The sequence below is a fragment of the Corynebacterium sp. HMSC074C05 genome (assembly GCF_001838325.1).
Lineage (GTDB): Bacteria > Actinomycetota > Actinomycetes > Mycobacteriales > Mycobacteriaceae > Corynebacterium > Corynebacterium amycolatum.
The window spans coordinates 88,149-113,556 of the sequence record NZ_KV836295.1; the positions used below are offsets into that span (position 1 = coordinate 88,149).

General features: G+C 61.2%; 23 protein-coding genes and 1 tRNA gene. 6 read left to right on the plus strand and 18 right to left on the minus strand.

Translation table 11 applies throughout. The annotated features are described in order from the left end of the window. Position 1: 1 nt before the first annotated feature. Together HMPREF3042_RS08555 and HMPREF3042_RS08560 are read right to left on the minus strand one after the other, a co-directional pair. Positions 2-74: transfer RNA gene (locus HMPREF3042_RS08555), tRNA-Thr, on the minus strand. A gap of 134 nt (positions 75-208) precedes the next feature. Then, the gene (locus HMPREF3042_RS08560; protein WP_070856803.1) at positions 209-1,582 is read right to left on the minus strand and encodes a DNA polymerase III subunit delta'; all 1,374 of its coding nucleotides are present in this window, start codon (positions 1,580-1,582) and stop codon (positions 209-211) included. Between the two features lie 82 nt (positions 1,583-1,664). Between HMPREF3042_RS08560 and HMPREF3042_RS08565 the strand changes: the two genes are divergently transcribed. After that, on the plus strand, positions 1,665-3,191 hold the full coding sequence (locus HMPREF3042_RS08565; RefSeq protein ID WP_191622167.1) for an adenylate/guanylate cyclase domain-containing protein: 1,527 nt from the start codon (positions 1,665-1,667) through the stop codon (positions 3,189-3,191). A 49-nt stretch (positions 3,192-3,240) separates the two neighbouring features. On the opposite strand, the gene HMPREF3042_RS08570 is transcribed toward HMPREF3042_RS08565, so the two are convergent. Then, positions 3,241-3,444 (minus strand): helix-turn-helix domain-containing protein, encoded by a 204-nt coding sequence (locus tag HMPREF3042_RS08570; RefSeq protein WP_005511351.1) that lies wholly within the window; start codon positions 3,442-3,444, stop codon positions 3,241-3,243. A 237-nt stretch (positions 3,445-3,681) separates the two neighbouring features. Then, the gene (locus tag HMPREF3042_RS11025; RefSeq protein ID WP_246822385.1) at positions 3,682-4,035 is read right to left on the minus strand and encodes a hypothetical protein; all 354 of its coding nucleotides are present in this window, start codon (positions 4,033-4,035) and stop codon (positions 3,682-3,684) included. Between the two features lie 235 nt (positions 4,036-4,270). Here HMPREF3042_RS11025 and HMPREF3042_RS08580 point away from each other — a divergent pair, with 235 nt between their 5' ends. After that, positions 4,271-5,593 carry a DUF418 domain-containing protein gene (locus tag HMPREF3042_RS08580; RefSeq protein ID WP_371440726.1) on the plus strand — a complete coding sequence of 441 codons (1,323 nt, stop codon included), beginning with the start codon at positions 4,271-4,273 and terminating at the stop codon, positions 5,591-5,593. Positions 5,594-5,596: 3 nt separating this feature from the next. On the opposite strand, the gene topA is transcribed toward HMPREF3042_RS08580, so the two are convergent. Further along, positions 5,597-8,557, minus strand: a complete 2,961-nt coding sequence (topA, locus tag HMPREF3042_RS08585; RefSeq protein ID WP_070856805.1) for a type I DNA topoisomerase — start codon at positions 8,555-8,557, stop codon at positions 5,597-5,599. Positions 8,558-9,249: 692 nt separating this feature from the next. Continuing rightward, entirely contained in the window at positions 9,250-9,453 is a 204-nt protein-coding gene (locus HMPREF3042_RS08590; RefSeq protein ID WP_005511370.1) for a cold-shock protein, read from the minus strand. A gap of 313 nt (positions 9,454-9,766) precedes the next feature. Here HMPREF3042_RS08590 and HMPREF3042_RS08595 point away from each other — a divergent pair, with 313 nt between their 5' ends. Beyond that, complete coding sequence (locus HMPREF3042_RS08595; RefSeq protein ID WP_070857037.1) at positions 9,767-12,103, plus strand: DEAD/DEAH box helicase; 2,337 nt, start codon at positions 9,767-9,769, stop codon at positions 12,101-12,103. Here HMPREF3042_RS08595 and HMPREF3042_RS08600 read toward each other — a convergent pair. The 7 genes from HMPREF3042_RS08600 to HMPREF3042_RS08630 form a co-directional block, all read right to left on the minus strand. Further along, positions 12,087-12,452 (minus strand): Rv3654c family TadE-like protein, encoded by a 366-nt coding sequence (locus HMPREF3042_RS08600; protein WP_070827629.1) that lies wholly within the window; start codon positions 12,450-12,452, stop codon positions 12,087-12,089. The genes HMPREF3042_RS08595 and HMPREF3042_RS08600 overlap by 17 nt on opposite strands. After that, positions 12,449-12,802, minus strand: coding sequence for a TadE family type IV pilus minor pilin (locus tag HMPREF3042_RS08605; RefSeq protein WP_053092999.1), 354 nt, complete (start codon positions 12,800-12,802; stop codon positions 12,449-12,451). Before HMPREF3042_RS08605 ends, HMPREF3042_RS08600 begins: the two co-directional genes overlap by 4 nt. Then, complete coding sequence (locus HMPREF3042_RS08610; RefSeq protein ID WP_070856806.1) at positions 12,795-13,055, minus strand: DUF4244 domain-containing protein; 261 nt, start codon at positions 13,053-13,055, stop codon at positions 12,795-12,797. Before HMPREF3042_RS08610 ends, HMPREF3042_RS08605 begins: the two co-directional genes overlap by 8 nt. Positions 13,056-13,261: 206 nt before the next feature. After that, positions 13,262-13,915 (minus strand): type II secretion system F family protein, encoded by a 654-nt coding sequence (locus HMPREF3042_RS08615; protein WP_070601320.1) that lies wholly within the window; start codon positions 13,913-13,915, stop codon positions 13,262-13,264. Beyond that, positions 13,912-14,784 (minus strand): type II secretion system F family protein, encoded by an 873-nt coding sequence (locus tag HMPREF3042_RS08620; protein ID WP_246822387.1) that lies wholly within the window; start codon positions 14,782-14,784, stop codon positions 13,912-13,914. Before HMPREF3042_RS08620 ends, HMPREF3042_RS08615 begins: the two co-directional genes overlap by 4 nt. A gap of 73 nt (positions 14,785-14,857) precedes the next feature. Further along, positions 14,858-16,015 (minus strand): TadA family conjugal transfer-associated ATPase, encoded by a 1,158-nt coding sequence (locus tag HMPREF3042_RS08625; protein ID WP_083327455.1) that lies wholly within the window; start codon positions 16,013-16,015, stop codon positions 14,858-14,860. After that, complete coding sequence (locus HMPREF3042_RS08630) at positions 16,008-17,411, minus strand: CpaE-like family protein (RefSeq protein WP_246822389.1); 1,404 nt, start codon at positions 17,409-17,411, stop codon at positions 16,008-16,010. The genes HMPREF3042_RS08625 and HMPREF3042_RS08630 overlap by 8 nt, the downstream gene beginning before the upstream one ends. Positions 17,412-17,930: 519 nt before the next feature. On the opposite strand from HMPREF3042_RS08630, the gene HMPREF3042_RS08635 reads away from it, so the two are divergent. Next, entirely contained in the window at positions 17,931-18,812 is an 882-nt protein-coding gene (locus HMPREF3042_RS08635) for an HAD family hydrolase (protein WP_049189454.1), read from the plus strand. A 24-nt stretch (positions 18,813-18,836) separates the two neighbouring features. Here the strand turns inward: HMPREF3042_RS08635 and HMPREF3042_RS08640 are convergent, their stop codons facing one another. Beyond that, positions 18,837-19,832: a Fic family protein gene (locus HMPREF3042_RS08640; protein ID WP_083327456.1), complete on the minus strand. Its 996-nt coding sequence runs from the start codon at positions 19,830-19,832 to the stop codon at positions 18,837-18,839. Positions 19,833-20,036: 204 nt separating this feature from the next. Between HMPREF3042_RS08640 and HMPREF3042_RS08645 the strand changes: the two genes are divergently transcribed. Together HMPREF3042_RS08645 and HMPREF3042_RS08650 are read left to right on the plus strand one after the other, a co-directional pair. Continuing rightward, on the plus strand, positions 20,037-20,537 hold the full coding sequence (locus HMPREF3042_RS08645; RefSeq protein WP_038627432.1) for a phage holin family protein: 501 nt from the start codon (positions 20,037-20,039) through the stop codon (positions 20,535-20,537). A gap of 93 nt (positions 20,538-20,630) precedes the next feature. Then, on the plus strand, positions 20,631-21,608 hold the full coding sequence (locus HMPREF3042_RS08650; RefSeq protein WP_070856810.1) for an alpha/beta fold hydrolase: 978 nt from the start codon (positions 20,631-20,633) through the stop codon (positions 21,606-21,608). Between the two features lie 83 nt (positions 21,609-21,691). Here HMPREF3042_RS08650 and HMPREF3042_RS08655 read toward each other — a convergent pair whose 3' ends face one another. The 4 genes from HMPREF3042_RS08655 to nth are packed head-to-tail and all read right to left on the minus strand — an operon-like array spanning position 21,692 to position 25,359. Next, a complete protein-coding gene (locus HMPREF3042_RS08655; RefSeq protein ID WP_070856811.1) occupies positions 21,692-22,888 on the minus strand; it encodes a MarP family serine protease in 1,197 nt (398 codons plus the stop codon). Next, positions 22,885-23,760: an NUDIX hydrolase gene (locus HMPREF3042_RS08660; protein WP_070856812.1), complete on the minus strand. Its 876-nt coding sequence runs from the start codon at positions 23,758-23,760 to the stop codon at positions 22,885-22,887. Before HMPREF3042_RS08660 ends, HMPREF3042_RS08655 begins: the two co-directional genes overlap by 4 nt. Further along, entirely contained in the window at positions 23,757-24,515 is a 759-nt protein-coding gene (locus tag HMPREF3042_RS08665) for a TlpA family protein disulfide reductase (protein ID WP_070856813.1), read from the minus strand. The genes HMPREF3042_RS08660 and HMPREF3042_RS08665 overlap by 4 nt, the downstream gene beginning before the upstream one ends. A 16-nt stretch (positions 24,516-24,531) precedes the next feature. Continuing rightward, positions 24,532-25,359, minus strand: coding sequence for an endonuclease III (gene nth, locus HMPREF3042_RS08670; RefSeq protein ID WP_371326293.1), 828 nt, complete (start codon positions 25,357-25,359; stop codon positions 24,532-24,534). Between the last annotated feature and the right edge of the window lie 49 nt (positions 25,360-25,408).

Here is a 25,408-nt window from a genome sequence, read left to right on the forward strand (position 1 = left end):
GAGCCGCCTGCGAGAATCGAACTCGCGACCTTCTCATTACGAGTGAGACGCTCTACCGACTGAGCTAAGGCGGCACGCACATTGCGCCGAGCTTTCAAGCAAGCAGAAATAACCCTGCACAAAATGTACAAGCGGTAATACTACTGTACTGCCCCCATCGCTACCAAAATGGGGCCTGCAGTCCGCTGCATTAGGCGCGGCTACCGGCTTACCTACGACCAACCTGCCCCGCGATCTGCAATTTAGCCATCAATTCATCCATCAAGACCGTCAACTTCACTGCAGTCACGAGCATGCCGCGCACCTCGGTGACAGCATCGATGGAGGCCAATATCGCCTCCGGCGGAAGGCGTCGGGCTAGCTCCGTGGCTGTCCGACGACGGTCTGGATTTATGAGGTAGACCGCGCCATCGCCAAACTCAGAACCAGCACCAAAGCCCGAATCCCCCGAAGCAGTCTCACCACCACGTTCCGCCCCAAACGCCAGCACCAGGGCGTCACGGTAAAGCCCCATAATGTCGGTCAACGACAGGTCGATCAGATCTGACTCCGCACGCCTGCGCCGCCGCTTCTGATTATCCTCTAACTCCTTAATCACACCCTTAGAGCCACGCAGTGCCGCCTGCGCTCCCTTACCGGACGCCCCAACACCCAGCGAACGCTCAAGGTTCTCCAGCTCCTCAGCCTCTAGTGGCTCCATCCGCCGCTTGACCTCGCCTGCTACTTCGTTGGCCAGCTCACGCGCCGCCACGTATGACTTCGCCGGATCGAACACAGCCTCCACGAAATCCAGGGCCTTACCCCGCCAAGCACGCGAGCCCTCATCGGAGACAAAGCCACGCGCACGCCCAATGTGACCGTTGGACACCGTCGCGGCCCAGACCGCTTGCTCGTCGGTAAGCTCTGGCCGCTCGGCGCGCAGGAGGTCTGCGACATCGTCGATATGCGGCGTCGGCACATAGACATGACGGCAGCGCGAACGGAGCGTAACGGAGAAATCCTCCGCGTTTGTCGTTGGTGCGCACATGATGATGACGGTGCGCAGAGGCGGCTCTTCCACCACCTTGAGCAGCGCATTTGAGGCGGATTCGTTGAGACGGTCGGCGTCTTCGATGATCAGCACGCGGCAATCCGCCGTCGTGGGCATCTTGTAAGCCCAGGGCCGCAGCTCGTCCCTCACCGTCGCCACCGAGATAATGGTGCCCTCCGGGCGCACGATTTTGATGTCGCCATGCGTTCCCGCCAGCGCCGTCCGGCAGCCCTCGCACTCGCCGCATCCGGGGTTGTCATGCCTCGTACACAGCAGTGCCGCCGCAAACGCCGTCGCCGTCACCGACCGCCCCGACCCCGCAGGACCAGTGAACAGCCAGGCGTGCGTCATGTCCGAGTCGCGTGGCGCATCGCTTAACGACGACCCCGCGTCCCCACCTTCCGGCGAAACCTCCGCCCCATCGCCTGCCAGCGGTTGACCATTGGCAAAGCGATAATGCGCAGCGCGCACAGCAGCCTGCAGCCGCTGGCGTACCCCACCGGTTTCGGGCATACGAGAAAACACGCTGCGCTTTGTCATGGGCTCTGTCATGGCCACAACTCTAGCGCGCCCCACGAGACTCTTGTGAGGTAACTACTCCCTGCAATCCGGGGTTGCCACTAAGGTAGTAGTCATGCAACGGCTCTGGCGAAATCTGAAATGGCTAAGCGGGACAATGTGGCCTGCTTATGCCTCATTTATCTTCGTCTGCAACCTTGTCGGAGCCATGATTGTCGGCTTGTTCCTCGGCATGCTGTTGCCACTGAACCAAGAAACTCACTTGCCACGGTTGGCTAATAGTGTCATTTATGCCCTGGCTGGGTACCTGGTTCTGGCAATTATCGCAGGTATCGGCACTACCTGGATCCTGTTCAAACCGCTGGTGAAATGGCAGCGTCATCCGGATATGCACGATCCGCGGCGGGTACGATATCTGGTCATGCGCGTGCCCGTCTACCAGGCACTTTTGGGTACCGTCATCTGGTCTTTGGGCGTGATTGTCTTCAGCGCGGTCGCGTTCACCTATGACAGCAAGATTGGCATGATGGTGCTGCTCACCTCGGTACTCGGTGGCGCCATGGTGGCGCTGTTGACCTATCTGATTGCGGAGCGCATGGTGCGTCCGGTCGCTGTGGAGGCGCTGGCGCGTCGGGCTCCGGATTCCTCGCTGGAGCCACCGATTGGTCACCGCCTGCGCCAGACATGGGTGTTGACCAGCGGTGTTCCAGTGGTGGCAATCCTGCTTGTGCTGCTCGGTCAGCGCCGTGGCATGTTTACAGATGATGCGGCGGATCTCCTGCCTACGATTACCGCGTTGGCAGTTTTGGCACTCATCACGGGCTATTTCGGCACGATGCTGGCCAGCATGTCCATCGTCGACCCGATTCGGGATCTCACGGGCGCAATTAACAAGGTCCGCCAGGGCCAGGTGGAAACGCGCGTGCCTATTTACGACGGCTCCGAGATGGGTGTCCTCCAAGCGGGCTTCAACGAAATGATGCGCGGCCTGCAGGAGCGTCAGCGGGTGCGTGACCTCTTCGGCCGCTACGTCGGCTCTGAAGTCGCTCGTAAGGCCCTGGAAGAAAAGCCGACTCTAGGCGGCGAGAATCGCCTCGTCGCAGTGCTATTCGTGGACGTGATTGGTTCAACCAACTTCGCGGAGAAGAACTCGCCAGAGGTCGTTGTCCGTGAACTCAATGCCTTCTTCGACCACGTTGTTGACTGTGTGCACCGCAATAAGGGCATTATCAACAAGTTCCAGGGTGACGCGGCTCTGGCTGTCTTCGGCGCTCCCCTGCCCCTCGACGACACTGCTGGTCACGCTCTCACCGCAGCCCGTGAACTGCGCGAGGAACTGCTCGACCTCCAGCTCACCGCGGGTATCGGCGTCTCCGCCGGGCACGTCGTTGCCGGCCACATCGGTGCCCGCGACCGTTTTGAATACACGGTTATTGGTGACGCGGTTAACCAGGCTGCCCGTCTGACCGAGCTGGCCAAGGACACCCCGGGCCGCGTGCTCGCCACAGCTTCCACCATTCGCCTGGCCAACGAGGACGAGCAGGCTCGCTGGACCACCCTGAAGTCCGTGGAGCTGCGCGGCCGTACGCACATGACGCAGCTTGCACGCCCGGTGCGCCCGACGCTTGCCGACGAAGCTTAGGGCTCGTTGGGCGCCCAGTACCCCTAGACTTCTCAGACGGCGAACACACTTACTCCACCGAGAATAAATCTCCTGGCTGGCAGTCCAAAGCTTCGCACAACATAGTGAGCGTCGTGAATCGCACGGCCTTCGCCCTGTTGTTTTTCAGCACTGAGAGGTTGACCGGAGTGACCCCGACCTGTTCGGAAAGGGCTGCCAACGTCATTCCGCGGCTTTCAAGCAGCTCATCTAAGTGGCACACAACCTTCGCCATTTAAATGAGTCCTTCCTGATCTTCCTGCATTCGCGCAGCTCGGAACAACATAACTCCGAGAGTGGAGATGACTATCATAAGCACAAACCATATTCCCAGGTGCTCATTGAAATCGGCATGATCACGCTGGTACCACGCGCTCAGATTCAGGCCACTTGCGACCCAGTTTTCACCCATATGCTGTAGGAAACTACTTGCCGGATACATCGCTACCAGCCAGGAGATAGCCATAACTCGTCACGCAGTCTTAACTGTAAAAAACTCGCCCTTCAGGTACGAGAGTGAGAACAACACGCAGAGCACGGCAATCGCGGCGACGATAGCGCATCGAACAACAGTCGCAGCAATAAACAAGGAGAGGACTCCACCACTCATAACCTCGATAGGAACCCCTTTGTCACTTCCCAGCACTTCGGGCAAAAGCAGGGTCAGATCACTGGGGAACTGCTGATGAAGAACCGGATGGCGGAGCTGGAGCAAAATGTAAACCAGTGCAAACACTCCGGCAAAAAGGCTCACGATTACATCCCGGCGCTCCTTAGTTTGATTGACATACGGGTCATTTGGCTTCTTGGTCTGTGGAGATGCCATAGCTAACTTCCTTACTGCACCGTAATTGGCGCGGTTAGTGAGATTATTCTGCGGGGCGCTTGGAGCTGCAGCCAAACCCCAACACATCGTTATTCGATGTATCGATTTTCGATACTATATCGCTTTTCGATATACCGCAAGGCTTCTACAACATAACGTCACGACAACCGCCGTCCCCACCTCGCCGTCCGCCGCCAACCTGCGCACCCACCCACAGTTCCCTTACGTTGGAGGAATGACTGACAACCGCCCCAGTTCTAGCCCCAACCCCAGACCTCGCATGCTCGTCCCCGACGCTGCGCGCGGGTTCGCTCTCCTCGGCATCGCGATCGCGAACATTGCCACCGCCTGGCTGGTTGCAGATCCCGAACTGCCCGCAGCATTCTTCGGCGGCGTCATAAGCGACAGCATCGCCGACAAGGCCACCGTGCTGTTTACCGCAGTGACCGCGCATAACCGCGGGCTGCCGATGTTCGCAACGCTGCTCGGCTTCGGTGTGGGACTCATCGTCCGCAGTTTGGCCAGGAGGAACTTTCCACGGTCGCGGGCGCGGGTGGTCGTCGTAAAGCGTTATGCGTTCCTGGGGCTGTTCGGCGTTGCGCACATGCTGTTTCTGTTCTTTGGCGACATCATGTTTCTCTATGGCATCTGCGGCATCATCCTCGGGCTACTTATGGGCCTCAGCAACAAGGTGCTGACGATTCTCGCGTGGATTGCGCTGACGATCAACGCTGCACTGAGCCTGCTGTTTTTGGGATTCGTAATTGCGATGCCCGACGCCGAGTTCGTCGGCTCCGACATGAGCCAGTTCGTCAACGGCGGTGCGATTGAAACAAGTTACCTGGATATGCTCGCCGCGAATCTGCAGGTCCTGACAATGAGCATCACTACCCTGCCGCTGCAGCTGTTCCTCTACCTGCCGGTGATGATGATTGGCTTCGTGTGGGCTCGCAAGGGCGTGCTTGACGACGTTGACGCGCACCGCCCCCTGCTTATTCGGTGGCTCGTGGTGGCCGTGATCGTCGCCTTCGGTGTCGGAATCCCCATGGGGTTGGCAGCGATTGGAGTTCTTCCAGCCGGACAGCACATGGCCTTCTTGGTAATTAATAACTTTGCCGGAGTGTTCGCCGGTCCTGGCATCCTAGCCGGGCTGGCGTTGGCGCTGCAGCCGCTCCAACGACGCCTGAACGAGGGCGCCGCTGTGCCTGGTTGGCTGGTGCCGATTGTGGCGCTCGGCAAGCGTTCGATGACGGGCTACCTGATGCAGTCGGTGATCTTCTTTGTGCTGGTGTACCCGTTTACTCTGAACATCCCGCGCGACATGGGTGCATTTGTGCAAACACTCATCGCTATTGGTGTCTGGCTGGTGACGTTGTTGGCCGCGTGGGCGATGGAGCGTCGCGGCATGCAGGGTCCGTTTGAGAAGGTGCATCGCCGGCTGTCGTACGGGCCGACGATGCGGGCAGAGTTGGCCGGGGTCGGCGGCCCCAAGCCTGCTCCGCAGGATGCGCCGGGTGCGCCGGGTACGCCGAGCGCGGCGGGCGCGGCGGCCCCTTAAGCCCTACTTGCCCCGGCGGGTCGCCTTCACCACTCGCTTGGTGGTGCGCTTGACCGCCTTCCTGGTGGTCTTCTTCGCAGCCTTCTTTGTGGTCTTGCGAGTCGACTTCTTCGCAGCCTTCTTAGTGCCACCATCGGCGGCTTCCTTCGCACGACGCTCAGACAGCAGCTCGCAGGCGCGGGCATCGGTCAGCGTCTCAGGCGTATCACCCTTGCGCAACGAAGCATTGGTGACACCATCGGTGACGTACGGACCGAAGCGGCCATCCTTCACCGACATCGGGCGACCGGAGACATCGTTGTCGCCCAGCTGCTTCAGCGGCGGCTTCGCAGCAGCGCGACCGCGGCGCTTCGGCTCAGCGTAGATACGACGCGCCTCGTCCAATGTCACGGTGAAAATCTGCTCTTCGTTAGCCAGTGAACGCGAGTCCGTGCCCTTCTTCAGGTACGGACCGTAACGGCCATTCTGAGCAGTAATAACCTCGTTATCGACCGGGTCGACACCGACCTCGCGCGGCAGGCTCATCAGCTTCAGAGCCTCTTCCAGCGTGACAGTCGACGGCTCCATGGAGGAAAACAGCGAGGCCGTCTTCGGCTTCAGAGTTTCCTCGATGATTTCCGCGGTGCGCTTTTCCTTCTGCTTGGCAGCGGTCTTGGTTTCCCAGTTCTTCTTTCGCTTGCCCTCGGCAGCGCGCTGAGCGTCCTCTTCGGCGCGCTCAGCTGCGATGATCTCCTCAGCCTTGGCTACGACACCTTCGCGCTCTTCATCGGTGACCAGCTCGGTGACGTAGGGGCCGTAGCGGCCATCACGAGCAACAATCATGCGACCATTGGCCGGGTTAATGCCCAGCTCACGACCACCCTGCGGCATGGCCAGCAGCTTCTCGGCGGCGGCCAGATCCAGCTCGTCCGGAGTCATGGCCTCCGGGATGTTGGCGCGCTGCACCTCGTCGGCACCGTTTTCACCGGTACCCGGGCGAGTGCGCTCCAGGTACGGCCCATAGCGGCCAACGCGAACGATGATTGGGTTACCCTCGGCATCGTCGAAGAGGTGGAGCGAATTGACCTTCCGAGCATCAATCGATTCCAAGTTCACGTCGATGATGTTCTTCAGACCACCGTGGGTCGCAATGGCATCGGCACCCTTGTGGCGGTGATCCTTGTCATCACCGAAATAGAAACCGGTCAGCCAGGTCGTGCGATCCTTGTTGCCCGCAGCAATGCCGTCGAGCTCATCCTCCAGCTCGGAGGTGAAGTCGTAGTTGACCAGATCGGAGAACGCTTCCTCCATCAGCCCCACCACGGCAAAGGCCACCCACGAGGGCACCAGTGCGTTACCGCGAGGGTAGACGTAGCCGCGATCCTGAATGGTCTTGATAATCGACGCGTAGGTCGACGGACGACCAATTCCCAAGTCCTCCATCTTCTTCACCAAGCTGGCCTCGGTGAAGCGCGCAGGCGGGTTGGTGGAGTGGCTGTCGGCACTGAAGTCCGTGGCCGTCAGGCCCTGGCCTTCCGTCAACTGTGGCAGACGCTTCTCAGCGTTGTCGGCGACCTTGCGGCCGTCGGAAAGCGCGGAGACCTCAACGTATGCCTTGAGGAAGCCCGGGAAGCGAATCGTGCGTCCAGTGGAGGCGAACTCGACGGCGTGCGTGTCGGTGGCGCCAGCGATGGTGACCTTCATGGACGTGCCGCGTGCGTCGGCCATCTGCGAGGCGACCGTGCGCTGCCAGATCAGTTCGTAGAGCTTGAACTCCTCGGCATCCAGCGATCCCGCCAGCTGCCCCGGCGTTGCGAACGTCTCTCCCGCCGGACGAATTGCCTCGTGCGCTTCCTGCGAGTTCTTCACCTTGCGCGAGTACTGGCGCGGCGCATCGGCGACATACTCCGAGCCGTAGAGCTCCAGCGCTTGCTTACGCGCGGCATCGATACCGGCCTTGGACAGCGTCGTGGAGTCGGTACGCATGTAGGTAATGTGACCGTTTTCGTACAAACGCTGCGCCACACGCATCGTGCGCTCAGAGGTGTAATGCAGCTTTCGACCCGCCTCCTGCTGCAGCGTGGAGGTCATAAATGGCGGGTACGGGCGGCGCGTGTACGGCTTCTCCTCCACCGACGCGACCTTGAGCTCAGAGCCCACGAGGTCCGCCGCCAGGGTTTCGGCGAGCTGCTTATCGACGACCCGGATGCCATCGGACTTCTTCAGCTGGCCACGGTCATCGAAGTCTCGGCCCTGCGCTACGCGCTGACCATCAACGCTGGTCAGGGTTGCGACGAATTCCTTCGGCTGGTTGGCGTCAGCAGAAGCCGAGCCGGTGTCCAAAGTTGCGGCGACATCCCAGTACTCGGCGGAGATAAACGCCATGCGTTCGCGCTCACGCTCGACGATGACGCGCGTTGCCACCGACTGCACACGGCCTGCCGACAGGCGCGGCATGACCTTCTTCCACAGCACCGGGGAGACCTCGTAGCCGTAGAGACGGTCGAGGATACGGCGACCCTCCTGGGCGTCAACCAAGTTCTGGTCCAGCTCACGGGTGTTGGCGGCGGCTTCCAGGATGGCCTGCTTGGTGATCTCATGGAACACCATGCGACGCACCGGCACCTTGGGTTTCAGAACCTCCAGCAAGTGCCAGGCAATAGCCTCGCCCTCACGGTCGGGGTCAGTTGCGAGATAGAGCTCGTCGACTTCCTTGAGCTTGGCCTTCAGGTCGGCGACTTTCTTCTTCTTATCAGCGCTGACGACATACAGCGGGGCGAATCCGTTGTCGACATTCACACCCAGACGAGCCCAGGGCTCCTTCTTGTAACGAGCCGGAACGTCGGCTGCGCCACGGGGCAAGTCGCGAATGTGGCCCACCGACGCCTCCACGATGTAATCATCGCCGAGATACGGCTGAATCTTGCGAGCTTTCGTCGCCGACTCGACAATTACAAGGCGCTTTAGGCCGTCTGAATTCGCCATAGAAGTTTTTCTATCCTGCAACGTTGAATGTTTTTGACTGTTTAGGTTCTTGTTTTCGTTTAAATCTTGGGGTTCTTGGCCGGACTCTGGCCGGGCTTCAGCTGTGAGAAGCCCGCAATCGGTTCCAACCGGTTCCAATCAGTTCCAATCAGTTCCAACCGGTTCCGATCAGTTCAAATCAGTTCCCGGCCGCGTTCTCCCGGAAGATTATCTGGAAAGAATATGAAGAATATAAGGAATACCGTACACACAATCTAGTTTGTCGCGTGGATTCCTCAAGTATCGGGCGGATTTTGGGTGTGACTGAAGGGGCTGCAAATGTGAAACTGTATGAGTTTATGACACTTTCAAGCCATTTTTCGGGCCGTTTTTGTCATAAACGTAGTCAGTAACTCGCATCGATCCAACGCCCCCAGCCATAAACACAGTCAGTAACGTGCATTGAGGTAAGAAGCAAAAAGCGCCCACCCGCCCACGCGCCAGTCGGAACGCTGAGCGGACACACTTTTTGCCTGTTACCCCGCGATTGTCGCGCACCTTCCCCCCCCAGAAATGCAAAAATCCCACGCAGAAATTACTTTCCACGTGGGAGAATCAAGGCTCACCCTATGAACACAACATGGACCTTGAAAAGCCAAAAATTCCGCGCGCCAAACCAGACAATAGCCCAGTTCAACCCGGAAACGGTTGACTTACAGAGGCTTCACATCCAGAGCCTGCGGACCCTTCTGGCCCTCACCAATCTCAAACTCGACTGCCTGGTTCTCTTCCAGCGTCTTGAAACCAGTGCCCTGGATCTCGGAGTAGTGAACGAACACGTCGTTGCCACCGTCAGCTGGGGCGATAAACCCGAAGCCCTTCTCCGAGTTGAACCACTTCACAGTACCCTGTGCCATTACAAAACTTCCCAACTTCAGGATTCGATAAAACAAGTATTCGCCACACATCCGGCCACGCACAATGAAGTAAACACGGCCAAATCACCCTTTCGCCTCGTGCGAGTTTTTGCTGGGTGCCCGTTGGCGGGCGATACACTCAAAAAGTCTGCCACGTTTGGGGCGCGAGCGCCGATTAGGAACAGCTTCTTGCCACCCCCGTAAACCCGTGTTCGAGACCCTGACAAACTGGGGTGTCGAATAGCGAGAATGTGGCTGATAGGCAGCGTCGTCAAGCATATGAAGTGCGCGTTTACAGGAAAGGGTGGTGTCGGTGGAGTCGTTTGGGCGGGAGCTGCTGGGGCCGGTTATTCGTGCGCATCCGCGGGCGACGGTGACGCACATTGCGGATCTTCCTGCGCGCGCTGGCGTGACTGCGCCTTGGCCTGAGTGGGTGCCAAGTTGGCTGAGAGAAGTGCTGGTAGATCGCGGAATTGAGAACCTGTGGACTCATCAGGCGATAACCGCGAACCTCGCCCGCGAGGGCGTGCACTGCGTCGTCGCGACGGGCACGGCGTCGGGTAAATCGCTCGGCTACCTGCTGCCCGTGCTCACAGAACTGTCCGCCACCCCCGCGGCCACCGCGCTGTACCTCTCCCCGACCAAGGCGCTGGGCGCCGATCAGCTGGACACTGCACGCGCGATGGCACCGGCGTCACTGAGTTCGCTGATTTCGCTTTACGACGGCGACACCCCACAAGACGCCCGGCGCGCCATCCGCGACCACGCCCGTTGGGTGTTTACCAACCCCGATATGCTGCATGTTTCGGTGCTCGGCAACCATGTTCGGTGGACGCGGATGCTGCGCAACCTGCGCTATATCGTCGTCGACGAATGCCACGCCTATCGAGGTGTATTCGGCGCCAACGTCTCTCAGATTCTGCGTCGCCTCCTGCGGCTATCCCGCGAGTACGGCGCCTCGCCGACCGTGATTTTTGCCTCTGCGACGACCAACGACCCCGCTGACCAGGCTCGTCGCCTCATCGGCGAGCCTGTCGAGGCCATCACCGAAGACGGCGCCCCGGTCGGCGAGCGAACTATCGCCCTGTGGGAACCCGGCCTGCTCCCCGACCTCCAAGGCGAGAACGGCGCCCCCGTGCGCCGCCCCGCCCCGACAGAGGCCGCAGATATCATGGCCGATCTGCTTGTCGAGGGTGCCCGCACCCTGACCTTCACCCGTTCGCGAAGCAATGCCGAGAAGGTAGCGCTCGGCGTGCGCGAGCGCCTGGAAAAGCGCCGCCGCAGCGATATCGCCGAGCGCATCGAGTCTTACCGCGCCGGCTACCTGGCCGAAGAACGCCGCGACATCGAGCGCATGCTCGATGACGGCACCCTGCTGGGTGTGGCCACCACCAATGCACTTGAGCTGGGCATTGACGTCGGTGGCCTCGACGCGGTGGTACAGGCCGGTTTCCCGGGCACGGTCGCTTCGTTCTGGCAGCAGGCCGGCCGCGCGGGCCGTCGTGGCCAGGGAGCGCTGGTGGTGTTGGTGGCTCGCGATGACCCCATGGACACGTACTTGGTCCACAACCCGTCCGCGCTGCTGGGCAGGCCGGTGGAAAAGACCGTCTTCGATCCCCGCAACCCGCATGTGGTGTGGTCACACCTCTACTGCGCGGCTGTGGAGAAACCCGTCACCACCAGCCAGCTTCAAGCGTGGGGAACCATGCCCGTAGCCGAAGACATGGTGTCCGCAGGCTGGTTGCGCAAGCGCACCTGGGAAGGACAAGAGCCCGTCTACTACCCGACCGACCGCGATGAGGGACCGCGCATTGCCACTGCCCACGATGCCGTGAACGTCCGTGGCGGCGATGGCCAGGAAGTAGCTATCGTCGACCAGACCGATGGCCGACTGCTTGGCACCATCGATCTTGGCCGTGCGATGCAGCAGGTCCACGACGGTGCCGTCTACTTGCACCGCGGTGAGTCCTACCTTGTCGACCAGCTGGACTTCGACAGCCTCGTCGCCCTAGTCCACCCCGAGCAGCCACGCTATTCCACCAGCTCGCGCATGGACACCACCATCCGCATCCTCGATGTTGACGATATGCGCCACTACCAGGGCCTACAGGTCGCCTCCTGCCAGGTCGAGGTCTTTCACCAGGTCACCTCCTATCTTCGCCGCCTGGATACCGGCGAGATTCTCGACAGTGTTGAACTTGACTACCCTCCACAGCGTTTGGTCACGCGCGCCGTGGCCTACACAATGCCCGAGTCCACCCTGCGCTCCTGGGGCGTGGGCTCCGACATCGCGCCGGGGGCTCTTCACGCAGCCGAGCACGCGGCTATCGGCATGCTGCCACTGATTGCCACCTGCGACCGCTGGGACATCGGCGGTGTTTCCACGGTCATGCACGCCGATACCCAGCAGCCCACCGTTTTTGTGTACGACGGGCACCCTGGTGGTGCGGGGTTTGCCGACCGTGGCTACGAGGCCTTCGCTCAGTGGATTCGCGCAACCCGCGATGCCGTCGCCGCCTGCGAGTGCGAATCCGGCTGCCCATCGTGCATCCAGTCGCCCAAGTGCGGCAATGGCAACGATCCGCTGGACAAGGCCGGCGCAATCAAGGTGCTCAGTGGGGTGTCGCGCGCGCTTAACGACGGCCAGTAGCAGCATCCTCCACCGCTACCGGCCCTGCCCTGGACGTGGCTTTTCTCTCCTTTCGTTGGACGCTGACCTGCACGTCCTCCCCTTCAATCTCACAGGTCACAAGGCGTGCGTGGTTAGCTTTTGCGATTGACCCCGCAGCTTTGCAGGCATCGTCGCTCTCTTGCGCAGCCACAGCGCCGGCCACCGCGGCCAGATCCGCTGCTACCGCTGCCTGCCGCGCCTGCACCACCCTCACCCCGGCCGTAACTCCGACCAAAGTCAGAACGACGAAAGCGGCGATGAACAGTGCAGCTGCGACTGTGGTGGAACCTTCTTCTTCGCGGAGAAGGCGGGCTGTCACGTTTCTCATGACGATGCCGCTCTTTCCCGCAGTGCGACCGCGCGTGCTTCCAGCGAAAATGGCCCCGCTGAGCGCCGAATGGTCACGCGCACGGTACCGGAGGTTTCCGATATCGCGACCTGCCCATCCGCGTCTGCGCGAAGCTCGGCTACTGTCTCCGCATCGCCCCGCGCCTCAGCCCGTGCGATGGCTCCGGCTGCGTCGGTAAGCCCTAGGTACATTGCGATTGTGACCAGCCCGGACAGAGCCGTGACCATGACCGTGACCAGTGCCGCGAGACCGAAAGCGGTTTCTACCGTGGTTTGGCCTTCGTCGCCGACGCACAGGCGATGAAGCGTAGAGCGGATGCGGCTAGACATCGGTGTTGAGCGCCCTTTCGATGATGTCGGTGAGCGCCTGGGTGATATCCCCGCCGGTCACGACGGTGTAAAGCAGGGCCCCGAAAGCGGCGGCCGCGATCGTTCCCAAAGCATATTCCACGGTTGACATGCCGTTTTCCTCAGTTGTCAGAGCGTGCAGACGCTTGGTCAAATACGAGCGCAGCTGGGACTGTGCAGCGGTCAGCGGATTGGTCGGAAGATTGGTTGGACGGTTGGAGTTTTGAGTGGTCATGAATGTTTCCCCCTATGTGGATGTCGAGTGACAGGTCAGTTGTGAGGTGTGATGTGCATTGACGCGCGTTGACCCGCGCTGACGCATGGTGGATTGCAGCGTGGCAGGTGGCCCGCGTGCACAAGCGAGGACGCAACCGAAAGCGCAACCAGCACTGCATCCGGCGCGTGCCAGCACGCGAGGCTGAGCGCAGAACTGTCCGAGCTTCATGACGGCATCAGTCCTGCAAACATTTCGTCGGCAAGCCCGGCGATTGTGGGCACCAATCCCAGCACCACAAACGCGGGTAGAAAGCACAACGCCAGCGGCCCGGCAATGAGGACACCAGCCTTTTCCGCGACGGCTTGCGCCGCATCGTGCGCTTGACTGCGGTACGTGGCAGCGGTGTCTTCCAATGCCTGCGCCAGAACGGTGCCGGATTCGCTTGCGCGGCGCCCAGCCGTCGCCAGGGGCACGAGCGCGGGTGTGGCAGCAAGGCTGTCCCAAGCGGAGTGCGCGCCCACAGATAACCTGGCGGAACACTGTCGGAGTGGCTCGGCCAGCTCAGAGTTTGCGCCATCGGCGGCTGCTTCCATTGCCTGGGACAATGGCATACCGGAGCTCAAACAAGCGCCAATGATGTCGAGGGCCGCCGCGGCATCGAGAAGCACAGCCGGGCTGATGCGCTCACCGCCAATGACAGTTCGCACACGTTCCCTCACCTGTGCGGCAATCTGCGCAACCCGACTGGTCACCTGCCGGCGCACGCTTCCTCGCGTACGAGCATCCGACTCCGCTACCAATTCGGGCAGTCGGCTGCGGACGGGATTGAATGTCGGCAAGCAGAGGTAGGCAGCGATGAGAAGTGCGGCGGCGATCATTGTCCGGCCTCCGCACGATCGATGATCGCGACGGCCCATTCTATGCCCGCGCACACCAATCCAACACCGATGACCAGCACAATTCCTCCGATACCGCGACTGAGGAACTCGAATGGGGACGCTCCGAAAGCTTGCCCCATAATCAGCCCGAAGACTGGGAGCGAAGCCAAAATGGCAATCGTCATGCGTGGTCCCGCCAGCGCAGCGGAGGTCTGAGAACGATGTGCCTGACGAGCCTGCAGATCACCCCGCGCGCAGTCCAGTAACCCGGCCAAACTCAGACCATGTTGCTGCGCCACCGTCCACATACGCCCAATCCGACGCAGTTGCTCCGAAGACTCTTCGGTCTCCCACGGGTCGGCGAAGTTCGCGCGGTGCGCCGCGTGCGCAAGATGATCGGCCAGCACAGTCATGTCCTCTGCCCTGCGCAATTCCGCTGCTGCCGCGTTGAGCGCTCTTGAGGCCGCCGCACCTGCGCGCAACTGCGCGGTCAAGGTTTCCAGCGCTACCGCAGCGCTGTCCGCTTCCCGACGTTCACAGCGCCTAGTCCCCACAGCGCGCACTACGGCCCCTGCGGTGCGGCCCAGCAATAGCCCGGCGATGGCACCTGGAATCCCGGCGAGCCACAGCAACACGAGTGCCGGGCCTGCAACGATGAGGATTGATAGCCCTGCAGCTCTATTCGCACTGCCAGTGCTTGCGGCGCTCGACCCCGTGGAACCAGCCCCAAGTCCAACCATGCGCTGCAACCACTTCAGTCCACAGGACACCTCACGGGCACGGCCTGCCAGCGCTCGCGAGCGCACCGCCGCCGAGCTGTCCGGCCAGATAGCGACTGCCGCAGCCGCGCCCCCAATGAGTACGGTCACGCTAAATCCCTCCCCCATAGCTGTTAATCTCCCCGTCTAATCCCCTGACTTTGCCCCCGGGTTATTCCACCGGTTATTCCACCGACTGTTCCCTGCCGACCAGCAACTTCTGCAACGTTTCCCACCCCGGCCCCGGCCCGTCCCGAGCAGTCCAAACCTCCACCACCTCCGGTGGGTTACCGCGCAGCAGCCCGATCTGTGCCAGCCGGCGAACATCAGCGCGTTCGACCACCAACACCACCTGCACCGCAGAGACCAACTGCGCATGCAGCCCGGCGCGACTAAGGCCACCGATCAGCCCCAAAGCCTCGAAGCGCGCGACGACATCCCCAATCCGGTTGGCGTGAATTGTCCCCGCCCCACCGCGATGCCCCGTGTTCAACGCAGCCAGCAGATCCACCACTTCGGCGCCACGAATCTCTCCGACGACGATGCGGTCGGGACGCATGCGCAACGCCTGCTTCAGCAACTCCTGCTGCCCAATCGCACCGGCCCCCTCCAAGTTGGCGGCCCTGGTCACCAGCTTCACCACATGCGGATGCTGCGGTTGCAACTCCGGAGTGTCCTCGATGCACACAATGCGCTGGTCAGGATTAACTTCTGAGAGCATCGCCGCCAATAGCGTCGTCTTTCCCGCACCCGTGCCTCCGGCGACAATAAACGACAGCTGTCCCGCCACGATTCCCCGCAACACCGGCAGAATCTCCGGTGGAAACAGCCCGACATCGCATAGCTCCGCAAGTCCGCGACGAGCCGGACGCAGCACCCGCAGGCTAATCTGAGTGCCGGTCGCTGACGGTGGTGAAAGCACCGCATGAACTCGCACACCACAGCCGCCGACACCACCAGGAATATGGCCGTCGGCCCAAGGTTGCGCGTCGTCAAGCCTTCGTCCGCACCGCGACGCGAGCCGCACCGCATACGCGCGCACCTCGCCTTCGTCCGCGAAGGAAATCTCGGTCCGCTCCAGTCCGTTGCCAGCGTCGACCCAAACCTCGCCGGGCGCGGTGACCAGCACATCGCTGACACCCGGGCGGCGCAACAGCGCATCCAACACGCCCGCGCCCACTGTTTCCTCACGAATCGTGCGCAGAATCTCCAGCACCTTCACATCGGAGACAACCCCCGAGGTCTCTGCGCGAATGATGTCGGCGACCTCACTATGCGATGCCACCCCAGGCCGCTCCGCAAGCGCCGTCCGCACCGCCGCCAACAGCCTGACGTCATCCATCGCCACCACCGCCGACAAGGGCAAACATCGCTTCCAATCCCCGCGTCAGCTTGCCGACGGCCCCAGCGAGCCCGCCCACATCTATCTCGTGAGCTACTTTCTTGCAGTACTCAATCTCACCAGCAATGGGCAGATCGAGCGCGTACTCAACCTCTTCGACACTGATATCGCGGTGCTGCTGGTGCCGAACCGCAAGACTTGGCGTGAATCCTGCCTGTGCACAGACGCTGGCCAGGTGTCCACCGGCTGCGATAGCTCGGACCGAGGTGGGCAGGATGATGACGGTGTCATCGGCAAGCGCGCCGAGAGTGGTGACGTACTCCACCTGCTTCGGGCAATCCACGATAACCGTAATTCCGGCATGAATAAGGCAACTAATGGTGCTGGCAATGTGTCGAACATCGTGGGGTCTGTCGGTTCTGCCGGGTCTGTCGGCACTGTCGAATTTGGTGGCCGCCGAGGCGTGGTTGTAAGCCGTCTCGGGCGTGCGACTGCGAGTCCACGTCAACACTTTCAGCGCGGGTGATCGCGGGCAGGATGGCAGTGCTTCGTAGAGTGCCGCCCCGTCGAGACGGCCATCAGCAGCCGAGAAGTCTTGCCACCTCAGTCCCGGTTCCGTTTCCATCCCGAGCACCAGATCAATACCTCCCGCCAGCGCATCTGCGTCCACCAAGCAGATGGGCTTTTCACGGGAAAGAACCAATGAACTCGCTGCCGCCGTAATGGAAGCACCGGCACCGCCGACCGCAGGAACCAACATCAGGCACGTTGCCGTGGAATCGGTTGTAGTTGCTGGCACGTTCGGTGCCGGTTCTGTACCTGGTGCTGTAATCACGTCTGCGCTCGCAGGTGACGCTGGGGTGTGTTGGTGGTTCAGGAGGCTCGAGCTGTGTTGGAAATCGGACAGCCTCGGACCATCCGGGTGTACCTCGGCTCGGCCGAGCAGTTCGACAATATCGACGTTATCCGCAGGCAAGCTGGCGCTGTAAACAGGAGCTAAAACCTTCGCCACCTGCGTATCTTCCGCCTCAGTATCACTGCGGACCAGAAAGATTGCTCCCTCACAATGAGGCCGCCCGGCTAATCTTCGGGCTGCCAACGCATCGACGAACACCGCTGGCGCCCGACGCCACAGGGCCGATGAAACTCCCGCTCCGGTCGATGCGGGCACTGACGCTGTGGCTGATACTGGTGGTGATGCTGGCGACGATGTCAATGCTTGTGCGGCCACTGGCGCTGCAGCCACAGGTGGCACGGTCTCTTGCACACAGTCACGACCGGTAGCAGCGACTATGAGTGCAACCTCTTCACGCAGCGCTTCATCATCGACAGCGTTGACTACTGGATTTGCTGGAGCCTCGGTTCGCTGAGCCATGGACAGTTTCTTGATTGCCATGGCCATAGCGTGCACTAGAAGGCGGATTCAATGATGCTCGCAAGGGGCCAAAACCTCGCTGTCTGTGGATAATTTTCAGACTGTGGATAACTGCAGAACGCCATGTCGCCTTTGCCTTATGGCTACTGCGCGGCCTGGCCAATGCAAGTTAGTGACTGCGTTTATGTCAAAAATGGCACGAAAAAAGGCTGGTAGGGTCATAAACTCGCACAGTTTCACATTTGCAGCCCGCACTTTTACTACATACCCCTCAACATTGGGCCCAAAAAGGGGCGACGCCCCGCGCCGGGGGGGGATTGGCGCGAGGCGTCTTTAACCGGCTCGGGGGGGGATTGAGCCGGGGCGGCCTCGCAGTCTGTTTCTAAAAAGAACTAGAAGGGGCCAGCCACGTCCAAGTATTACATATCACGAGGAATCTGCAAATACCTTTTAAAGGATTTAATGCCCAATATGTTCGATGTCACGATATTCGATGTCACGTCTCCCCGAGCCCGACATCCATGGGTAAGCTCAGAGTCTATGAACACCGGCGAGAACAGGGCTTCAACAACGCCGCAGCCGCACGCTTCTACGAACACAGGCATCGTGGACGATGCTCCCGCCACCGCTAACTCTCGCGTCGCTGCGTTCTTTGACCTGGATAAAACCATTATTGCCAAGAGCTCGGCATATGCGTTCAACAAGCAATTCCTCGAGCGCGGCATCATTTCGCCGACGGACATGCTGCAAATGGCACTCAGTCACGCCCTGTACATGTCACAGGGACACGATGAGGCGCAAATGGAGGCCACGCGCGAGCAGTTTTCCGCTCTTATCGCTGGTCACAGCGCCAGGGAACTGCGCCAGGTCGCGATCGAAACCCTAGAGCAGAACATCACGCCGTACATCTACGCCGAGGCCTTGGAGCTCATTCGTGAACACCGCGCACGGGGGCATCAGGTGTTCATTATCTCGGCATCGGCTCGGCAGATTGTTGAGCCCATTGCGCAGGCGCTCGGTGTCTACAACGTGGTGGCCACCGAGCTGGAGGTCCGCGATGGGCTCTTCACGGGTGAAACGGAGTTCTTCTGCCGAGGCGAAAACAAGGCTGTGCAGATGCGTCGGATAGCGGAAAAGCGCCAGTTCAACCTGGCCGAATGCTTTGCGTACTCGGATTCCATCACTGATGAGCCCATGCTGGCTGCAGTCGGCCATCCCGTTGTGGTCAATCCCGATCGCGCTCTGCGCAAGATTGCGGCAGAGCGTGAGTGGCCTGTGCGCCAATTCCGGAATCCCGTCCCGCTGTTTCGCGCGCCGTCGAAACGCAATGCTGCAATTCTTGCCGGCGTCACACTGGCGCTTGGCGCGGGTGCGACGCTGTTGGCACTGCGCAAAAACGACGACGAGCCAAAGGCCGACTAACCCACCATCCAGCAGCCGGCCCGCCTACACCGCTTCGGCGATACCGCGCGCTTCCACGGCACCGGCCTTCAGCCCCTCCAGATGCAGGAGAATCCACGAACGCAGGCCATCGGCGTTTCCCGACGCGAACCCCTCTGCGGCCTCGAAATACTCCTGGCGGTGGCGCGTCCAGTAGACCTCGGGCACGGCCAAGCCACGCGGATCCAGGCCGGTTGCGACAGTCGTCAGCCGCGAGGCGGCGCGGGCGATGATGCCGTTGTGGTACTCAAAGGGGCGCAGAGTCAGCAGTTCACCGTGCACAATCGCCGAGAGCACACCAGCATGGATCTGGCTGCGGCCAGTGATGAAGTCACCGAGCACGTGCAGACGCTGTTCCTTCATCGCAGACGAGAGCTTGTCGTCACCAACCGGACGCCCGGCTTTCATCCGCGCCTCGGAACCGTCTTCAGTCTCACCTGCGGGCGATGCGTTCAACGCAAACTTGGCCAGCACCTGCTGCGGAGCGCGCTGCCACACGCGAGTGGTCTCACCAATTGACTCCGGGGAAATGGTGTCGGCAACCCGAAGGGCTGCTGCGAGTACGGGATCGGTGATGTTGCCGTCGTCGGGAAGCGATGGCTCGCCGCCTTCTAGCCACGCCGATGCCCGAGCGCCACGAAGGACCGACTCGGAGCCGGTGACGTTGTGCTTGCGCAGGTTGGCCTTGTGCCTGTGGACGGCCTGGATGGCCTTGGCCGCGACATCAGCGGCATGTGCAACGCCGTCGAGCTGCCACAGGGGCGCGAGGGGGTCCTTGGGGTCAAGCTGCGGGATAGCAGCGCCGGAAGCACCGTCAGCACCATCGGCACCCGATTCAGATGCCTTCGCCTGCGCTGCCTCACGCTCTGCACGCTTCTTCGCCGACACGGAGGACACACCCAGGCTCATCCCAGCTAGGCCACCTTTTCCGGCGCCAACACCATTGCCAGCACCGGCACCACTTCCATCGGCTCCACGCACGTTCTCAGGCTGATTGTTCATATCCCACACCCTAATTCTTCACCGCTAAGTAAGTGACAAACTTATATAGAAATGGTCAAAGATGAGAAAAACTTCAACGAGTTCTTGGCTTTTTCGCCCTTGTGGCGCGCTCTCCCCACAATGAGAGGTAGTATGGCAGTTTGTAACTGCAGTTTTAAAGTTTCAAACCATCTTTTCCAACCATCTGCGTAGGAGGAAGTACACGTGAGCAACGACGATACGAAGGGTCTCTTTACCGACGGCACCGAACCGCGTGTTACCGCTATCCCGCTGAGCGATGTGGATAGCAACGCTTCGGGCGATGCCAGCATCGGCCAGCTCGTGTCTAATGCTTCTACGCAGATTTCCGCTCTGGTTCGCTCTGAGATTGAGCTGGCCAAGGCTGAAATTGCTGGCGAGGCTAAGAAGGGTGCAGTTGGCGGTGGCTTCTTCGCGGTTGCCGGCGTCGTCGCGCTGTACTCCTCGTTCTTCTTTTTCTTCTTCCTCGGCTGGCTGCTGGATCTTTGGCTGCCGACCTGGGCTGCATTCCTCATCGTTTTCGTTCTGATGCTGGTCATCGCCGGTGTCGCGGCGCTGCTGGGTCTGAAGAAGGTCAAGTCGATCCGCAAGCCGGAGAAGACCATCGAGTCGATGCAGGAGCTGAAGGGGGTCGTGCCGTCGGGGTCGGCGAAGAAGTCTTCGCAGTCGAACGGTATGTACACCTAAAGGCTTAAAAAGAAATTGGGCGGGACTTGTTGGTCTCGCCCTTTTGTCTTATTCAGTCCCGGTTTAAGCCCTTCGGATAAGGTATTTCCCCTCATGACCTCCCTCAGCGATTCTCTTACCGGCCCCTGGCGTCATCGTCTCATTCACGTCCGCGGCCAGCGCCTACACATCGCCGAGTGCGGCCGCCCCTCCGATCCGCTCGTGTTGTTTATTCACGGCTCGACTGGCGGTTGGTTTGAATGGCGCGAGGTTTTGCCAATGCTTAACGACGGCTCGGGCGACCCCCTCCCCGTGCATGCTGTGGCTATTTCTATGCGTGGCTACGGTCAGTCCGACCGAACACCGCATGGCTACGATCCGTTTGAGGCGGCCCAGGACATCGCCTCGTCGATTCGCTCGTTGGGGCACTCGACCGCACTGCTGGTCTGTCAGGGATTCGGCACGTGGGTGGCATGGACGCTGGCCTCGCGGCAGCCGAACCTTGTTGCCGGAATTATTGGTTGTGGTGCTGCACATCCGAAGGTGTGGCTCAACCAGTTGAAGAGCCCGTGGTCGGAGGACTTCCGCAATAGCCTTGCCCCGCTGCTGCGCCGTTCGTGGTGGGACTCGCGGCCACGGGTACCGCGGTTGCGTCGCAATAAGTTCAGCACGCAGGCAGCTGAGGCTCGCCAGCAGCGACTGATTGACCGCATTGTCCGCGAGTCCATGTCCACCGCCGGAGAGGGGTTCGCCGAGACCCCTGAGGGGAAACAGACCGCGGAACTCATGGCTGACAGCCTGGCCAGTGGCGCACTCCGCCCTGCACTGGCTCACATGAATTGGTGGACGCGACCGGCTCCAGTCGCTTTCCGCAAGTGGTTGGGTGCGATGGAGGGCTCGTCGAAAAACGATGAGCACACGGTGCTGCTCGCCGGCGAGCAGGACACTCGTACCCCACCTGCGCTGGTGGAGCTCAGCTCCACCCACGTGCGCGTCATCCCGGGCTGTGGGCACTTCCTGCCGGTAGAGAAACCGCAGGCTGTGGTGCAGGCAATCAGAGATCACCTGCACTGGTTGCCGGAGGGATCTTAGGCTCCGGCACGGCTGAAGCCAGCCAGAACTCTCCTGCGGCTGGGACTGGGGGCTGCCCTGCCCACAGACACACAACTTGCCGCTTACCCCGCCACGCACTCCTGCGTGCTGATGGCCCCGTAGTGATCCATCGCCTCATCAATGTGTGGCTGGACCTCGGCGTGCGTCAACGCGTAACCAGTCTGGTCATTGTTCACACCGGCACCGAAGACCAAACCCAGGATCTGGCCCTGTGGCGTAATCAGTGGGCCGCCCGAGTTGCCGTGGCGCACATCTGCCTTCAGAACATAGGACTGGCGCTCGTGTCGAGTCGACGAATAAATATCCGGTCCTCGAATAATGATGTTCTCCGTCACGCGCGCAGGGGTGGCTTTAAAGGGCCCGGACTCGGGAAAGCCCAGCACTACCGCGTCATCGCCCGGACGAGCTTCCTGCTCCGCCCACTGCATGGGCTCCAGGGGCAGGTCGGTGGTCCGGAGCAAGGCGACGTCGTCAAGCGGATCGTAGTGCACGACGTTTGCGTCAGCCATGCCGACCACAGTTTCCAGCCGAACAGTGGTGGCGCCGGCGACCACGTGCGCATTGGTGAGAATCAGATCCGGTGCGATGACAAAGCCCGTGCCCTGCAGCAAGCGTTCGCACTGCGGGGCCTCGCCCAAGACGCGGACGATGGACGGTCGAATACTGTCGACGACACCTTGTGAAATCACATTGGGGTCGGCGGGTTCGTCGGGGACGTTCTGCTTGTAGCCGAATGGCGGAGCGATGGCGGGCATTCCATCGTCGCGGAGCTGACGGAGGATGCCACTGAAGCCGTCACTCCATTCGTCGGGCGCGACCTGGTCAATGAGGTTCATGCCCTTGGACTCACGCACCCAGTCGGCGAACTGCCCGGGCACGGCGGTGGCCAGGGGTACGGCGATCATCCATGTCACTACCAGCGCAGTCACGGACTGCACGATGGCACCAAGGCTCGAATCCAGGCCGACTGCCAACGGCGAGCGAATGGTATTCCGCAGCGACTGCCCTGCCACTGTTCCCACCGCGTGACCAATCAGGGCGAACAGAATCACTGTGCCGAGGCCCAGAAGAACCTTCCCCGACTGGTTCTCGACCTGCGCCATAGCTAGCGGCGCCAAGGGCACACCAATAACCAAGCCCAGAACAACGCCCAAAATGGCCATAATCGACGAGACGGCGCCCTGCTGCCAGCCAACGACGAGCGCGAAAATGAAAACCGCCAGCAGCGCAACGTCAAACACAGCGATTGCAGGCATCATCGTCGGCCTCCCTTCAGTACGGACAGCTTTTCACCATTAGCGGAACGCGCGAGCACCGGCAAAAGTTTCTGCACGTCGGTGTCGTCCCACGGTTCCGACCAGCCGGCCACATCCAGCAAGTAGGACAGCACGCCGCCGGTAAAGCCCCAAACGACGAAGTCACCAACCTTAAATGCCGGCCCTGTCCAGCCGTGATACCCCAGCATCATGCGGTTGTCCGGATTCGTCAGGTGGCTGATTGGCACGTTGAATACCGATTCCGTCTCCGCAGGGTCGACCGCGTACAGCGGATGCGGTGCATGCCAGTACGCCAGCACCGGATTGACCGCGAACCCAGTCCGCGAAATATCAATCGAGTCCAGCACCCGCATCGGCGTCACCGTCTTTCGGTCCAGCCCGGTTTCTTCCTCTGCTTCACGCAGCGCGGTATCGACCTCGTCCACGTCCCCGGGGTCGATATGACCGCCCGGAAACGCCATCTGACCTGCATGCTTACGCAGCGTTGTCGCCCTGTGAATAAGCACCACACTGGCATCCTCCGGCCGCTGATGCGCCTCCGCATCACCGCTGAGCAGCACCAGCACCGCCGACCGCGCAGGATTCCGCAACGGTTTTTCCTGCGTCGAGGAGTCTCGCCGCAACTTCGCAAACGCGCGCTTCACGCTTGACGACGGATCGGAGCGACCGGCCACCTTCTGCTCCGAGTGGTCTGTTGCGTCGTGGCTGGCGCTGCTGGCGTGGCTGGTACTGCTGGCGTGGCCTGCCGCACCGTAATCAGCGCTGACTAGATGCGGCGGCAAACTATTGGTCAACCACTTCGGCAGATACAGCCCCGAGCTTGCGTCGCGATTCCACGACTGTCCCTTAGTCACTTCAACGCACCTCGCACGAGATCAGTAATCTGCTGCGCATCGGTGAATTCACCGGGATGAATGGTCGCCACTGTGCCATCTGCCTTAAACACCACGGTAATGGGCACAACTCGCGGTAGATTCAACGCTGGTCCGACCACATCGACCGTGTCCGAGTAGGTCGGTAGATTCACTCCGATTTCCTGCAGGAAGGCCTGGCCACGCCCCGCCTCGCGAGCCGCATGCACCGTCACCACCTGCACATCTGGGTTGTCGTTGCCCCATTGCGCGATAAGCGGCAGCTCTTGGCGACACGGCCCACAGTTCCACGCCCAGACATTAAGCACGGTTGGCTTGCCCTCGACGACCTGGCCCATGTCTACCAGTTCCGTTCGGCCAGCCTCGTTGCTCTGATCCGCTGAGTCTCCCGACTCCGCCAACAGCGGCAAGCGCACACCGGCCAGCGAGCCACTACCCGCTACCGCCGCGATCTCGTCCTTCGACATCGCTGGCGCCGCCGATGCACCATCCACCTCATCATCACTGCCGGTGCCATCACTGCCAGCGCCATCCACACCGGCACTCACACCAGCTCCGGCCCCACCATCATCGGCCTCGTCATTGCCACCAGTGGTATTCACAATCGCGAAAACCACCAGCCCCACAATGCTAATTCCCGCGATGAGCAGTGTAATCAGCGATGCCGAACGGTTAACGTCCGCCTGCCGATCCCCAATGTGGCCACCATTGTGACTACGACCGCCCTGCTCATTCACGAAAAGTGCTCCTCGACTAGTCCTGTGTCGCTGTGGTGTTGCGCGCGCTATCCCCGTCGTCAAGCGCGGAAAGTTCCTCCCCACTGTAGCCGTCATTAAGACCGGCCAGGTAGAGAAGCCATTCCCTGTCGTCTGACTTAATCAACTTCTCCGCCGTCTCCGGCTCCGCCGGGCCCGCGACGCCATACGACGGGCAATCCGCCGCCAAGAAGCACGCCCCGCACGCCGCCCGGCGCGAATGGCACACCCGGCGCCCGTGGAAAATCAGGCGATGCGAAAACCACGTCCACTCCGCGCGCGGCAGCACCTCCATCATCTCGTGCTCCACGCGCACCGGATCTTCCTGCTCCGTGAGACCCATGCGCCGCACCAGACGTCCAAAATGCGTATCGACCGTCAACCCCGGCACCCCAAAAGCATTCCCCAGCACCACATTCGCTGTTTTTCGCCCCACGCCCGGCAGCTTCACCAGCTCCTCCAACGTGCCCGGCACCTCGCCGCCGTGCTGCTCCATCACACCCTGCGCAAAACCGATGATGTTCGCAGCCTTATTCCTATAGAAACCCGTCGGCCGAACGAGCTCCTCGACCTCCTCCTGGTTCGCAACCGCCAAATCGGCTGGACTGGGGTACCTAGCGAACAGCGCCGGCGTAGTCATATTCACCCGCGCGTCCGTACACTGCGCCGACAGAATCGTCGCCACCGCGAGCTCATACGGATTACGAAAGTCCAGTTCACAGTGCGCATTCGGGTACGCCACCGCCAGCGTGCGGTTAATCCGCCGCGCACGCCGCACCATGCCCAGGCGCGTCTCCTTCCCCCGCGCCGCCGGATGCGCCCCCACCGCCCGACGCTTCTTCGACGTCAGGGATCCCTGCGGGTGCGTGGGTTGG